Origin of the sequence: Ureibacillus chungkukjangi, assembly GCF_003217295.1 — a bacterium.
Classification (GTDB): domain Bacteria; phylum Bacillota; class Bacilli; order Bacillales_A; family Planococcaceae; genus Ureibacillus; species Ureibacillus chungkukjangi.
Genome location: NZ_QJTJ01000047.1, coordinates 1 through 13,919 on the forward strand (window position 1 = coordinate 1; position 13,919 = coordinate 13,919).

General features: G+C 38.2%; 12 protein-coding genes, 18 tRNA genes, 1 rRNA gene and 1 other RNA gene. 3 read left to right on the forward strand and 29 right to left on the reverse strand.

What is annotated here, in order from left to right:
• Positions 1-565: 565 nt before the first annotated feature.
• The 10 genes from BJ095_RS17915 to BJ095_RS17955 all read right to left on the reverse strand — a co-directional run bounded on the left by BJ095_RS17915 (position 566) and on the right by BJ095_RS17955 (position 10,245).
• Complete coding sequence (locus BJ095_RS17915; protein ID WP_107937782.1) at positions 566-1,093, reverse strand: HPP family protein; 528 nt, start codon at positions 1,091-1,093, stop codon at positions 566-568.
• A gap of 121 nt (positions 1,094-1,214) precedes the next feature.
• Positions 1,215-1,916 carry an N-acetyltransferase gene (locus BJ095_RS17920; RefSeq protein WP_107937780.1) on the reverse strand — a complete coding sequence of 234 codons (702 nt, stop codon included), beginning with the start codon at positions 1,914-1,916 and terminating at the stop codon, positions 1,215-1,217.
• A gap of 11 nt (positions 1,917-1,927) precedes the next feature.
• Positions 1,928-3,043, reverse strand: coding sequence for a mandelate racemase/muconate lactonizing enzyme family protein (locus BJ095_RS17925; protein ID WP_107937778.1), 1,116 nt, complete (start codon positions 3,041-3,043; stop codon positions 1,928-1,930).
• Between the two features lie 33 nt (positions 3,044-3,076).
• Entirely contained in the window at positions 3,077-4,192 is a 1,116-nt protein-coding gene (locus BJ095_RS17930; RefSeq protein WP_107937776.1) for an amidohydrolase, read from the reverse strand.
• A 189-nt stretch (positions 4,193-4,381) separates the two neighbouring features.
• A complete protein-coding gene (locus BJ095_RS19140; protein ID WP_181418119.1) occupies positions 4,382-4,528 on the reverse strand; it encodes a hypothetical protein in 147 nt (48 codons plus the stop codon).
• Positions 4,529-4,831: 303 nt separating this feature from the next.
• A complete protein-coding gene (locus BJ095_RS17935; RefSeq protein WP_107937774.1) occupies positions 4,832-5,377 on the reverse strand; it encodes a 5' nucleotidase, NT5C type in 546 nt (181 codons plus the stop codon).
• Between the two features lie 226 nt (positions 5,378-5,603).
• Positions 5,604-7,619, reverse strand: coding sequence for a TRAP transporter permease (locus BJ095_RS17940; RefSeq protein WP_107937786.1), 2,016 nt, complete (start codon positions 7,617-7,619; stop codon positions 5,604-5,606).
• A gap of 31 nt (positions 7,620-7,650) precedes the next feature.
• A complete protein-coding gene (locus BJ095_RS17945; RefSeq protein ID WP_107937772.1) occupies positions 7,651-8,169 on the reverse strand; it encodes a DUF1850 domain-containing protein in 519 nt (172 codons plus the stop codon).
• A 116-nt stretch (positions 8,170-8,285) separates the two neighbouring features.
• Complete coding sequence (locus tag BJ095_RS17950) at positions 8,286-9,254, reverse strand: TAXI family TRAP transporter solute-binding subunit (RefSeq protein WP_107937770.1); 969 nt, start codon at positions 9,252-9,254, stop codon at positions 8,286-8,288.
• Between the two features lie 424 nt (positions 9,255-9,678).
• Positions 9,679-10,245, reverse strand: coding sequence for a superoxide dismutase family protein (locus tag BJ095_RS17955; RefSeq protein WP_107937768.1), 567 nt, complete (start codon positions 10,243-10,245; stop codon positions 9,679-9,681).
• Between the two features lie 147 nt (positions 10,246-10,392).
• Between BJ095_RS17955 and BJ095_RS17960 the strand changes: the two genes are divergently transcribed.
• The 3 genes from BJ095_RS17960 (at position 10,393) to ssrS (ending at position 11,933) form a co-directional block, all read left to right on the forward strand.
• Positions 10,393-10,578, forward strand: a complete 186-nt coding sequence (locus tag BJ095_RS17960) for a YjfB family protein (protein WP_107937766.1) — start codon at positions 10,393-10,395, stop codon at positions 10,576-10,578.
• A gap of 316 nt (positions 10,579-10,894) precedes the next feature.
• Positions 10,895-11,536 (forward strand): YfbR-like 5'-deoxynucleotidase, encoded by a 642-nt coding sequence (locus BJ095_RS17965; protein WP_181418120.1) that lies wholly within the window; start codon positions 10,895-10,897, stop codon positions 11,534-11,536.
• A gap of 205 nt (positions 11,537-11,741) precedes the next feature.
• A non-coding RNA gene (ssrS, locus tag BJ095_RS17970) (6S RNA) lies at positions 11,742-11,933 on the forward strand.
• Positions 11,934-12,173: 240 nt separating this feature from the next.
• Here ssrS and BJ095_RS17975 read toward each other — a convergent pair.
• From BJ095_RS17975 to rrf, 19 genes are all read right to left on the reverse strand, one after another.
• Positions 12,174-12,245: transfer RNA gene (locus BJ095_RS17975), tRNA-Glu, on the reverse strand.
• Position 12,246: 1 nt separating this feature from the next.
• Positions 12,247-12,321: transfer RNA gene (locus BJ095_RS17980), tRNA-Asn, on the reverse strand.
• Positions 12,322-12,330: 9 nt separating this feature from the next.
• Positions 12,331-12,407 (reverse strand) — tRNA-Ile (locus BJ095_RS17985).
• A 4-nt stretch (positions 12,408-12,411) separates the two neighbouring features.
• Positions 12,412-12,485, reverse strand: a tRNA-Gly gene (locus BJ095_RS17990).
• A gap of 6 nt (positions 12,486-12,491) precedes the next feature.
• Positions 12,492-12,567 (reverse strand) — tRNA-Phe (locus BJ095_RS17995).
• Between the two features lie 25 nt (positions 12,568-12,592).
• A tRNA-Asp gene (locus BJ095_RS18000) sits at positions 12,593-12,668 on the reverse strand.
• Between the two features lie 3 nt (positions 12,669-12,671).
• Positions 12,672-12,746 (reverse strand) — tRNA-Met (locus BJ095_RS18005).
• Positions 12,747-12,782: 36 nt separating this feature from the next.
• Positions 12,783-12,875 (reverse strand) — tRNA-Ser (locus BJ095_RS18010).
• Between the two features lie 9 nt (positions 12,876-12,884).
• Positions 12,885-12,961 (reverse strand) — tRNA-Met (locus BJ095_RS18015).
• 19 nt (positions 12,962-12,980) lie between these two features.
• Positions 12,981-13,056, reverse strand: a tRNA-Ala gene (locus BJ095_RS18020).
• Between the two features lie 20 nt (positions 13,057-13,076).
• Positions 13,077-13,153, reverse strand: a tRNA-Pro gene (locus BJ095_RS18025).
• A 5-nt stretch (positions 13,154-13,158) separates the two neighbouring features.
• Positions 13,159-13,235: transfer RNA gene (locus tag BJ095_RS18030), tRNA-Arg, on the reverse strand.
• 10 nt (positions 13,236-13,245) lie between these two features.
• A tRNA-Leu gene (locus tag BJ095_RS18035) sits at positions 13,246-13,334 on the reverse strand.
• 5 nt (positions 13,335-13,339) lie between these two features.
• Positions 13,340-13,414, reverse strand: a tRNA-Gly gene (locus tag BJ095_RS18040).
• 46 nt (positions 13,415-13,460) lie between these two features.
• Positions 13,461-13,535: transfer RNA gene (locus BJ095_RS18045), tRNA-Lys, on the reverse strand.
• Between the two features lie 7 nt (positions 13,536-13,542).
• Positions 13,543-13,626 (reverse strand) — tRNA-Tyr (locus BJ095_RS18050).
• A gap of 10 nt (positions 13,627-13,636) precedes the next feature.
• Positions 13,637-13,709: transfer RNA gene (locus tag BJ095_RS18055), tRNA-Thr, on the reverse strand.
• Between the two features lie 7 nt (positions 13,710-13,716).
• Positions 13,717-13,792 (reverse strand) — tRNA-Val (locus tag BJ095_RS18060).
• A 14-nt stretch (positions 13,793-13,806) separates the two neighbouring features.
• A 5S ribosomal RNA gene (gene rrf / locus BJ095_RS18065) occupies positions 13,807-13,919 on the reverse strand; the annotation flags it as partial.

Consider the following 13,919-nt stretch of genomic DNA (forward strand, 5'->3'; position numbering starts at 1 on the left):
AATTCCGCTCCAACATCTTTTTTCTCATTATAAACAAAAGTACCCTACAAGAAGGACTTTTTTTAAAGTGTCCATCTTATAGGGTACATTTTAAGTTAGATTAGTGTCTAACTTTTACGGGGCAGTTCATTGAGAATGGTGTTTTTTTTGATTTATCCTAACTTCGTTGAGAGCCCATATCTGTAAAGACGAGATGGATATCAAATAAGAGGAGATTTTCCGCTTATATACTGAATGGAGCTGGTTTAGGGGTTATATAAGGGAAGTTTTTTCGGTTATGTTAAATAAATTTCCCTATTTTAATGTTTTTCCGGTCAATAGAGGGAATTTCTTCCGCTATTCAAGCTGTTTTTTACCTAACATTCTAAATAACGGAAATTTCTCCGTTTATTTATCAGGTTGGAAGCTTAACCGAATCTCTTCCTCCCCCAGTACCCACTCCAGTTAAGTCTACTAGCCCTCATAGTATCTGTCCAACTTAGTGTAACCGATTCATTATTAATCCCATCCCCCATAACACCCCTTTCAGCCCTCCCCATCCCAAATTATGAGAAAGCCTGCTATTTCACCACCAATATAGCGGATACTTTCGTTTTGGATGTAGATTATTAATAATTAATCCAAAAACAACTATAATAATCGCCCCGATTAAAACCGGATGAAATAAAAATCCCCAACTGTACCCGCTCATCATAATGATAATAGGGTCGCCACATGCTGGTGGATGAAAGGTTCTCGTCATAAGCATGCAAAAAATTGTACAGCAAAGGGCTAGACTCATCATTACTGGGGATGAGCCAAATAAATTCAGGATCGCTATTGCTATAAAGGAAGCAATCAGATGGCTTCCAATTACATTGCGAGGTTGGCCAACAGGTGCATTCCATGCTGTCATTACAAGCATGCTACTTGCACTGAAAGAGGCAATAAACCAGAGTGAATGCGTATATTGAGTTAACTCAAAAATAATAAACATACAAACAAAAACCCCTACCGAGGCGATGAGGGCATCTGATATTGTTGTACGGTTATTAACTGCAGTTTGTCCTTTCATTTTCTGTAGGACAGGCTTTATATGATGGTTATTAATCACAATCTAACACTCCACTAATCTATAATTTCTAATCTAAACTAAACTAAACTCTATTTCTCATGATTTCACACGAAAAAGCTACCTTACTAGTCTAATTGACCTTTAGGTAGCTTAACTATACTTACTTTAAAACGTTCAAAGGCTTTTGATATTCGACTACCCAGTCATCTGCCAGCTGCTTCATTGCAGTCCCGACATAGCCTTCTTGCTGGATTCTTTGTTGAGCCTCAATATCCCCCATCGAAATGGTTACCGTGTCCTCTTCATATTGCTGCTTCTTATGTAAATCTAAAGCAAATACATAGCGTAATTTACCACCATATGCATATTTTAAACGTACAATATGGAAGCCCTGTGAGAATTTATCCTTTAAGCTTGCTATATTGTATGGCATTACTGTTGCTGCAATATAATCAAAGTCCTTTGTATCGATTTGCTGCATGATGACTTTAGCTAGGGTTTTCTGAAGACCAAAGCCTCGAAAATCTGGATGAACATTCGAGATTTCCTGATAAAGAACCCGTTTTAAATCCGACTCATTTACTAGCCCAATCGCGTAACCCAGATGATCAGCATCAATTGCAGGTACTAAAAGTGCTCGAAAAGCAATGAGTTGTTCTTCAACAAATGTACCTACCAATAGACCTTGCCCCTCTAATATATAGAGAAATTCTTCATCTGTTAATGGCTCCAATATATCTTTATTTAGTAAGGCATCATAAACTAATTCCTGTAAAGCAAGAATCTTAGGCAAATGGTTCTTATCGAGTACCTTTACTTCAAAAGGACGCTCACCTAATAGCCCTTCATAAACTGAACTCAAAATTTCCCCACCTACTCTACTAAATCCGAGTATTGAGTAAGCTCAGCAAGAATTGCCTCATCTACACTTACACCTAAACCAGGACGTTCGTTTAGTTGAATATTTGGAATAACATAGCTTTCCTTTAGATCTCCAGGATCCTTCGAAAATTTAACTGGACCGGTTAGCTCCACACTTTTAATAATTTTTTTCGAAAAACCAACATGGAAACCAGCAGCAGAACCAATTGAAGATTCAACCATCGAACCAATTTGGCACTCCATGCCAGCCATCTCAGCCATATTCGCCAGCTTCATAGCAGGATAGATTCCACCACATTTCATCAGCTTAATGTTCACTTTATCCGCTGCACGCTTGGCAATAATCTCACGCATATTGTACATATCACGAATTCCTTCATCAATCATGACAGGAATAGTTGATTTGGATTTAATTTCTACCATTGCATCAATATCGTCCTGAGCAACAGGCTGTTCTAACCAATCAATCCCAAGAGCCTCTAAGTGTCGAATAGCAGAAAGTGTATTTGCACTATTCTCCCAGCCCTGATTTACATCAACTCGAATAGCAATTTCTTCACCAACACGTTCACGTACAGCTTTAATGCGTTTTACATCACTTAAGACATCTTGGCCCACTTTCATTTTGAAAGAGGTATATCCTTCTTCCATCTTTTGTGTGGCTTCCTCTGCCATTTTTTCAGGCTCATCAATACTTAGAACGTGTGTAACCGGAAATTTCTCATGATAACGTCCACCTATTAATTGATAAACTGGAACGCCTAACTTTTTCCCTACCGCATCAAAGCAAGCAATATCAATAGCTGCTTTTGCTGCTGGTGCCCTGTGAACCTTTTTATCCATTAGTTCATGAATCTTTTCAAACTCCATTGGATTTTGTCCAATCATTAATGGTGCTAAAGTATTTTTTAGCATCGCATAGGTTGAATGCGGAGTTTCACCTGTTATATGCTCGTCTGGAACACTTTCTCCCCAGCCGACTACCCCACACTCTGTTGTCATTTTAACTATAATCGATTGAATGTTTGGGTAAGTTGCATAGCTAATTATAAATGGATCGATTAATGGTAAATTTACTGCAAAGATTTCAACTTGCTTGATTTTCATAGTAATTAAACTTCCTTCATCTAAACTAATCTATTAGTTTGTTTTTGCTGCATTACGTAGAGTAGTTGTTAACACTTTGGCACCTGTAATTAAAGCTTCTTTGTTGAAAGTCATTTTAGGATGATGGAGACCTGGTGTTAAATCCGCACCAATTCCAATCATTGCTGCCTTTAATTTCGGTCTTAGTACCGTATAATAGTGGAAATCATCGCTACCAGGTGTGTAAATTGGTTTTTCTAAATGCTCAGTCCCTATTGCCTCGACAATTGAATCTGCGGCAATTTGAGTAGCTAACTCAGAAACCTCTGCTCCTGGTGTGCTATCCAACCAATCCCATTTTAACTCGATTCCAAACATATTGCGAATTCCTTCAAAGCCCTTATCAATTCTTTTTTGAAGCTCTTCAAGCACCGAATTTTTTTGTGCACGAATATCCATTGAAAATGTTGCGTTTCCAGGGATAATATTCGTACTTCCCCCATCTGCAACGATTTTTGTTAGCTTTGCACTATAAACCTCAAAGGGGTCAATATAAATGCTTTTTAGCATTTGTTGAATGGCAAAAATAACATCAATTGAATTTTTCCCTTGATGTGGTCTCGCTCCATGTGCATCAACCCCATGAATGGAGCCCTTCAGGAACATTGCCGCGCCATGATGAATGGCCGGTGTTACTTTTCCTAAAGGTAATTCTTCAATCGGACGTAGATGTACACCAAACAAATACGAAACATCATCGATAACACCATGCTTTACCATTTCAATTGCACCACCACCAGTCTCCTCAGCAGGCTGGAAGATAAAGCGAATGCGTTTATTTAATTTTTCATCCTTTAAATCAAGAAGCGCTCCGAGTACCATCGAAATATTGGCATCATGCCCACAAGAATGATTTGCACGCATTGTACCATCTACCTCTTGCCATAACGCATCAATATCTGCACGTACTGCAATAACTTCCTCTCCCTGTCCTATCTCTGCCACTAGACCAGTTACATCAGAAAAGAGTTTATATTTTATTTTCATTTCATCTAATATCGATGCTATTTTCTTTGTCGTTTCTACTTCCTTCCAGCTTACTTCTGGATGAGCATGAAAATGATCGAACCATCCATAGATTACTTCTTCATAAGTTTTTACCTGACCCATTTTCCACACCTCAAATTATATGTTGGCTTTCTCTATTATACATATGAAAGCGTTACTTATTAACTGCTTCTGCCTATAAATTAGAATTTTGAAAACTAATAACTCACTTCTATAATGGAAAAAACGGCAATTCCCTAGATGGATTTTGCCGTAGGAAGGAAGGAAAGTATTCCCTCCTCATATTAAATCTTATAAGCCTGAAAAGAATCCAGGTGGATATTCTTCATAATTTACAGACTCTTGATAGTTATAATCTACTTGAGCCTGCTGATTCTCTAATTCAAGCTCTTCATCTAATAAATAAGTTTCAAACTTGGATAATAATAGGTTTGTCATTATTTAAACACCTCTTAGTTTGAATTTTCTGATATTTTATATCATACACATTTCTCTTGTTCAATACAACCCATTTTCGTTAACTATGCAAAAAAAGTATCATAAAAATCGCAATTTGTGATAATTATTCATTTGCAATTGTCGAATTTTGCTTATAATCATTGTACAATACAAAAACCCAACTATATAGTGGTAGATTCTTCATTTTGGCTTTGAATTTTGTTGGCTATTGTGGCTTTTAGAAAGGAGTAAAAAAGCCCCTACTAAGAGGGACTAATTTCAAAGTATTTAATATAGTCTTACTTAATCATTAATATGAATTACAGGTAAAAATAAATCGCGAATCTCTTTCCAATTACGCACTCGTTTAAAATCCTCACAGCACTCATTATAAGGCTGGGAATATAGGATACCTTCTCCAGTAAAGGAGTGTAGCTGCTTTACATTATCATCAATGAGGTAATCTGCCTTTACTACCTTTTTGTCCCCACAGAAAATAAAGTGCTCCGGATTTAAAAATGAGAAGTGTTCAAGTAACCATTCATACTTTGCATTAAAGCAACCAGGCACATCCATTGCAGCTGTAGCAATATAGATTTCATAATGCTCACTAAGCTCCTTTAAAACTGAAATTGCATCTGGATCTAATAACTCAAGATCCCTAAAAAAGTCAGGCTCATTAATCATTAAAAAGAATTTTTTCACAAGCTCCGGATGATGTGCCTCTAGTTTAGCTACATCAAATTCTTCTTTAGAGATTGAAAGGTTAAATCGCTCCTTACAAGCTCTTGATGCCTTACCTAGGAAATCTGCTAGTACCTGATCCATATCCACCGCTATACTTTTCATAGTTACCCCCATTAATATAATATTTTTATCCTCAGCATACCTCGACATTTTTTCACCGATTCATAAATTCTAGCCCTCTTTGTTATTAGTGTAAAAAAACCTGTAACGAAAAACAATGAGAATCGGAAACTATTTACAAAAAATATATATCTTTAACAAATTCCGAACTAGTCCAATAACATGGAAAAAAGCCTGCATACGTTAATATGCAAGCCCTTTGAATCTACTAGTTCGTAGCTGTATTTAAGTCTTTGTTGTTCGGTTTGTTTTTATCTTTTGACATTAATTGTAATATGAACATAATGCCGAATACGGCTAATCCCACAAAGTCAGAGAAGGACTCTGGATAAATCATCGCTAAACCTGCCCCAAGCACGATTAAACGCTCTAGCCAGTTGATTTTACGATACCAGAATCCGATAACTCCTGCTCCAATGGCTATCATACCCATTATTGCTGTAAACACTACCCAAATCACTTGCCATAATGTCACATCGATCATTAGTAATGCTGGTGAAAATACAATCATGTATGGAATGATAAACGCTGCTATCGCTAGCTTAGCAGAATTCACCCCAGTTTTGATTGGATCCCCGCCGGATATTCCGGATGCCGCAAAGGCTGCAAGAGCAACTGGCGGTGTGATATCGGCAATAATTCCAAAATAAAATACAAAGAAGTGCGCCGATAATATAACTGTAATTGGTATTAAAGCTTGTGATACATCAGGTGCTAGTAATGTAATTATCGCTGGCGCAGCAATTGTCGATGTAATAACATAGTTTGCTGTAGTTGGTGCACCCATCCCTAATACTAGAGAGGCGATCATAACAAAGAATAATGTTAAGAAGATTTTACCGCCAGCAAGGTCTACTAAACTATTTGCTAAGCTCAAGCCAAGTCCAGTTTTTACTACTACACCAACGATAATCCCCGCACATCCAGTAGCAGCTGCAACTGCCAATGCCGTACGAGCACCATCAACTAGTGCATCGATGATTTCGCGAACACCAAACTTTATCTCTTTATTAATCAATCCAACAAGAATACATGCAACGATTCCATAAAGTGCTGCATGAATAACAGGAATTCCTGACATCATTAATACAATGATTAAGACAATTGGCGTTAATAAATAGATTTTCTTAAATATTGCTTTTCTATCTGGTATTTCTTCATCTTTTAGTCCTTGAAGTCCTAGACGTTTCGCTTCAAAGTGCGTCATAATCCAAATTCCTACGAAGTAAAGAAGGGCTGGAATAGCTGCCGCTTTTGCGATATCCCAATATGTGACACCGCGGCCAATAAACTCAACCATTAAAAAAGCTGCTGCACCCATAATCGGAGGCATTAACTGACCACCAGTAGAAGCAGCTGCTTCTACTGCTCCTGCAAATTCCTTTTTATACCCTAATTTTTTCATCATTGGAATTGTATAAGAACCTGATGTTACTACATTCGCTACAGAACTTCCTGAGATAGTACCCTGCAAAGCAGAAGAGAAAATTGCAACTTTAGCAGGACCACCTACTAATTTCCCTGCTATAGCGATGGCTAAATCATTAAAATATCCACCTACACCCGTTTTAACAAGGAAGGCTCCAAATAATAAGAAAGCAAAGATGTATGTTGCAGAAACACTAAGTGGTGTTCCTAAAATACCGTCTGTTGAGTAGTACATTAGGTTAACAATCTGTTCTAAAGACTGGCCACGATGGGATAAGAAATCTGGCATATACCGTCCAAACATAGCGTAAGCCAGGAATAAAGCGGCGATAATTGCAATTGGTAAACCAACTGCACGTCTTGCCCCCTCTAATACTAATATGATTACGATAAGACCGACAATAAAGTCCATTTGTGTAATACTACCAAGACTTTTAACTAGTCGTTCATAGTTAATCGTCCAATATAGCCCCGAACCCATGGCAGCTATTGCAAGGATGTAATCATAAAACGGTACTTTATCTTTTCTTCCCTTTTTAAAGGACGGGAATAGTAAAAAGATAAATGTTAAAGCAAAGCCTAAATGGATTGAACGTTGAATATAGGCAGTAAATTGACCGAAAATAGCTGTATATAATTGGAATAGTGAAAATGAAAGTAAACCAATATAGATAACCCATTTCATTACACCAGCTAGTCGTCGCAAGTTCGATTCTGTATCATATTTTTCTAATAATTGCTGTTGCTGTTCTTGAGATAACGCTTCAATTTGGTCTGCTGCAGGTATATTTTCCATACTGCCTGCACCAACTTTAGAAGACTTTTTGTCATCCTTTTTCATGTAACATAACAACTCCTTTCAGCTTCTCAAATAATGAAATCCTTTTGATTTCAAATAGAAAGGCATTTCCTCGTCCTAATGACTTTTTTAAATCATAGGTATTCCCTTCATAAATAAACGCTAATTCTAGATTAATATCTCCAACATAAAGTGTAAAGCTATCAATTATTTGATTCTCAAATTCAAGCTTATATTTACCATTTTTATAGCTCAATGTTTGACCCTCCTCAGCATGCGCAGGCATACCGATGGCAACATCCTCATATTCCATTGAAAGTAGCCGTATCTGATTAGAGTCAGTTACTTCATAGGTTTCAAGTACATCTGTTAAATGAATTGAATGGATATAGCGGATAATAAATTTATTATCTTTTGTTACGTTTATGTAAGTACTTTTGGGATGATTCGTTTTTGTTTCTTCAAACGACAGCACCGTATAATTTGGTGAAAACAAAAAAATAATACCAAGTATAGATACAACTAAGAGTAAAATTGCTCTTTTCATTACATCGCCTCATCTAATCAAATGTTCCTTAAAAAGTACACTGAGCTATATATAAGAAAGCAAAGTCAAAAAGAGCTTGAAGAAGCAGTTTCTTCAAGCTCTTCTTTACTACTTATTTATTGTTCATCAAAGTATTTTTGAGCACCTGGATGAACGTCAATTCCAATACCATCTAAAGCAGTTTCAGTTTTAATGAACTCTCCTTTAGGATGACTGATTTCGCCAGCATTTCCGTAAATTGCTTTTGCAATTCCGTATGCTACATCTTCAGATAAATCTGATTTAACTGCAATCATAGCTAAAACTGATACAGTTGGAACTTCTGAAGTTAATCCATAAGTACCTGAAGGAATTGTATCTACTGCATAATAAGGATATTTTTCAATTAGAGCTTCAGCTTTGTCAGCTTCAACCGGTACGATTACTACAGCAGCTGTTGCACCTAATGCTTCAACAGCTGCTGTTGGGTAACCAGCTGTGATAAACGCAGCATCGATTTGACCAGTATTTAAACCATCAGTTGATTCACCAAAGTCTAAATTTTGTGCTTGAATATCGTCCATAGTTAAACCATGTACTTCTAATAATTGCTCAGCATTTGCATAAGTACCAGAACCTGGTGCACCTACTGATACCTTTTTACCTTTTAAATCATCAAATGAAGTGATTCCAGATTTTGAAGTTGTCACTAAGTGAATTGTTTCTGGATATAATCCACCGATTGCCACAAGATCTTCAACCGCCTGTCCTTCAAACATTAACTCACCATTTTTTGCATAGTAAGCGATATCTGTTTGTAGGAAAGCAATTTCAGCATCGCCAGCTTTTAATGCATTAGCATTTGCTGCAGATGCTTGAGAAACTTCAGCAGTTGTTTTAATACCCGTTTCATCTGAAATTAAATCTGCAAAAGTACCACCTAGAGCATAATAAGTACCTTGTGTACCACCAGTTGCTAAACTTAAAAAATCATTAGATTTTGTTTCTTCAGAGTTACCGTCAGTAGCCTCATCTCCGCCACAAGCCGCAAGAACTAGAAGTAACAAACCTAAAACTGTCATTAGTAAATAATTATTTTTCTTCAACTAAAACCCTCCAGTACTAAATTGTTACATTACAGTTTCAATTGTAACTATTCACTTTCCCTTGTGTCAATGATTTTGACACTCTATTAATAGAGTAATTGGTATTTTTACAGCATGAAGGCGCTTTCTTAAAGAGGTTTTAGATATTCCACTATAACGATTTTCCTAGATAGATAGCTTCTTGTTATAATACAGAATTAGTAATTACTGGTATTAACGAACTACATATGCAATTTTAAACCTAAAATAGACTAGCAAATTATTATATTACTTTAAATAAATTTCTACTTTTTAAAATTGAAAAATATGTAAATTCGAATTTCCCTACATACCCATGTAAAGAATTGATTTTCCTCCTCTTTCTAAAATTCAGAAAAAAACTGTGCAAAAGCGCAAAATTTTGCCTTTTTACACAGCCAATTTACTATTTAGAAGAACTAATAACACCACATGCTATACGATCTCCTGAGTTTCCAGATGGGTCTGTTTTATAATCATCTGGACCTTCATGAATTACAATTGCACTACCATCCTTGTCCAAGATAGAGTTTTCCATACCCGGTTCTAATGTTAAGTTTTTCGCTACAAATTCAACTTGAACCGTTCCATCCTCTTCTGGTGCAATGTTTGGTAAATCTCCAAGGTGAGGTCCTTTTGGATTTTCGATACCATGTTGTTTTTCAAGTGGGTTAAAATGTGCTCCAGCTGATTCAAATGTAGGCTTTTCACATTTTCCTACCTCATGGATATGAATACCATGCTCGCCTTCTGGAACTTTAGTTAGTCCAAGAGATATTAATACACCATCTGAGCCTTCAGTTAACTCCATATGTCCAATTTCATTACCTTCATTATCTACAACATTAGCTGCTGCCTTTAAAGTCTCTGGCGCCGCAACTGGTATTTGTTTTTCATCTTCAGCCATTCCAAAAAATCCACAGCCACTCAAAAGAACTGTCATACTACCTAAAACAATAAGATTTTTCCACATATTCATACCCTCCTATATGTACAAGTATTACCCATAATTATGAGAAGTATTCCGATACTGTGGAAAGATACCATTTATACTATTTTAGAGAAAATATTGATTTTCCATGTGGTTAGACCGATATAAAACAAAAGGAGTGATGAATATATGGAATTAAGTTCATTTATGTCTACACAAGTGGCACAGCTACAGCAAACAGTGCAACTGAGCATTATGAATAAATCGCTTAACATGGGTGCAGCCAGTGCTGTTCAAATGCTAGAGCAAATGCCAGCACAGCAACCGGCTGCCCCACACCCTCATAAAGGAACAACGATTGACGTTTCTGTATAAGGGAAAGGATCTTTGATTTTAATCAAAGGTCTTTTTTTACAAAGTTCTCTCTATTACCATAAGCCAAAGAGCAAGGTAGGATATATTGATAAAAGAACACCCCTCATCAATTTTCTTAAAAAAGAATTATTTTATTTACAATTTAGTTCACATTTTTACCGCTGTTGCATATCTTATAAATTAAACCATTTAAATTTTATTATTTGTAAATACCTTATTAATTGTTTGTTAAATGATTTAAATCCACATCTATTGGGGTAAGAATAATTGTATGATGCAGATATAGGCATATTTATTATGCTAAAAAAGTTGAGGAGTGATTTTTATAGGTATCCATAGATTTTTTACAAGCTTAAATGATTTAGAAAGAATTTTCCGTGCTCCTGGTCGTTTTAAATTCGAAGAGCATAATGTAGCTGCTCATTCTTGGAAGGTTTCACAATATGCTATGTTTTTTGCTACACTCGAAGAAATGAATGGTGCAACGATTAATTGGAAGTCACTATATGAAAAAACAATCAATCACGATTTTGCTGAGGTGTTCATTGGTGACATTAAAACACCAGTTAAGCATGCAAGTATAGAGCTTAAACAAATGCTAGCCCATGTTGAAGAGAAAATGATGGAAAAATTCATACAGGAAGAAATACCTTCAGATTTTCAAGAAGTCTTCTCTGAACGTATGAAGGAGGGAAAAGACGAAACAATTGAGGGCCGTTTACTAGAGTTTTCAGACAAACTTGACCAATTTTATGAGTCCTTTGCAGAGTTAAAGCGTGGGAACACTGATAAGGAGTTCGTAATTATGTACCAGCAGGCCCTAGAAAAGCTATTGAAGATGCCTCTTCATGTAAGCGTCCGTTATTTCCGTAATGAAATTTTAAATGATGTAATGCATGAGGACACGCAAATTAATATTGCTGCCCTTACGAATGAAGTGTTAAATACATCAGAATAATTTTAAAAAGTTTTCCAATAATGGAAGGCTTTTTATTTTATCAAAAAATCAATATTACTTCGATTTAAGCCTATTTTGTCCTCTCCACTTATCCAACCATCCCGTTAAATCCATTATTTACAATGGAAAATCGCATGATAAAAATTTGACAATTATCTGCGATAGTACTTACTTGCACAACCCCAAATAATCGTTTAATATAACATTAAAGCTGCGTTGTTCGTACACATATTAAGTTTTAACCTTTGAACTGTAAAAGGGAGTTTTATATAGAAGATGGAATGGCGAGCGTCACACCAAGGTGAATGACGATATACAGGAATTCTTTTGCGAACACCCACTTTGAGGAGTGGTGGTTAAAAACTTTCTATAATTATTACGGCAAGGCGGCTTTGCCATACATATTGTATAGCAAGGCTCATAAGAAATCTTCCTGCATTCATTTGCCGGAAGATTTTTTTGTTGTCTAGTTAAGTTAATTAATTGATTGATGGTTTCTATCCAGATGATCAAGAAACAGAATATCTAGACTAAGCCAATCTTTTTAGAAAGCCCTTAGACACTTTTTATGCATTCGATGATGAAGTTCTTATTAATTAGAAAAAAAGACGTGTAGCAAATGCTACACGTCTTTTTATGACCCGTACGGGATTCGAACCCGTGTTACCGCCGTGAAAGGGCGGTGTCTTAACCACTTGACCAACGGGCCGTGGCTCCGAAGGTAGGACTCGAACCTACGACCAACCGGTTAACAGCCGGTTGCTCTACCACTGAGCTACTTCGGAAAAATTGTATGGTGGGCCTAAATGGACTCGAACCATCGACCTCACGCTTATCAGGCGTGCGCTCTAACCAGCTGAGCTATAGGCCCCAATTGGAGCGGGTGATGAGAATCGAACTCACGACATCAGCTTGGAAGGCTGAGGTTTTACCATTAAACTACACCCGCAAAAAATGGTGGGTCAGGACGGAATCGAACCGCCGACACTTAGAGCTTCAATCTAATGCTCTACCAACTGAGCTACTGACCCGTTCAACTTAAATTTCATAAAAAAATGGCGGTCCCGACCGGGATCGAACCGGCGATCTCCTGCGTGACAGGCAGGCATGTTAACCGCTACACCACGGGACCATTTGGTTGCGGGGACAGGATTTGAACCTGCGACCTTCGGGTTATGAGCCCGACGAGCTACCACTGCTCCACCCCGCGAAAATATAATTGATTGAATATGTATTAGAATAAAAATGGCGGAGGCAGTAGGATTCGAACCCACGCGCGGTGTAACCCGCCTGTCGGTTTTCAAGACCGATCCCTTCAGCCAGACTTGGGTATGCCTCCGAGTTTATATGGTGGCGGCAGAGGGGATCGAACCCCCGACCTCACGGGTATGAACCGTACGCTCTAGCCAGCTGAGCTACGCCGCCATTGAAAAATTATAAGTTTTGGTGGAGCCTAGCGGGATCGAACCGCTGACCTCCTGCGTGCAAGGCAGGCGCTCTCCCAGCTGAGCTAAGGCCCCATTAATAAAGTTAAAGTTAATGGTCGAGAAGACAGGATTCGAACCTGCGACCCCTTGGTCCCAAACCAAGTGCTCTACCAAGCTGAGCTACTTCTCGTTATATGGCGCGCCCGGCAGGAGTCGAACCCACAACCTTCTGATCCGTAGTCAGACGCTCTATCCAATTGAGCTACGGGCGCATATATGAAATGGTGCCGAGGACCGGAATCGAACCGGTACGGTAGTCACCTACCGCAGGATTTTAAGTCCTGTGCGTCTGCCAGTTCCGCCACCCCGGCACATTTGGAGCGGAAGACGAGGTTCGAACTCGCGACCCCCACCTTGGCAAGGTGGTGTTCTACCACTGAACTACTTCCGCATGTGCATATATATTAAGTATTTAATTTCATAGTTTAATAAAAAACTGGTGAGCCATGAAGGACTTGAACCTTCGACCCTCTGATTAAAAGTCAGATGCTCTACCACTGAGCTAATGGCTCTTGCAAATGGTGGAGGGGGACGGATTCGAACCGCCGAACCCGAAGGAGCGGATTTACAGTCCGCCGCGTTTAGCCACTTCGCTACCCCTCCATTTAAACGATGCCGGCGAAAGGAGTCGAACCCTCGACCTACTGATTACAAGTCAGTTGCTCTACCAACTGAGCTACACCGGCATATTTATGGTGGAGGATGACGGGCTCGAACCGCCGACCCCCTGCTTGTAAGGCAGGTGCTCTCCCAGCTGAGCTAATCCTCCACATTAAGAAACAAGCGAAGCGACGTCCTACTCTCACAGGGGGAAGCCCCCAACTACCATCGGCGCTAAAGAGCTTAACTTCCGTGTTCGGTATGGGAACGGGTGTGACCTCTTTGCCATCATCACT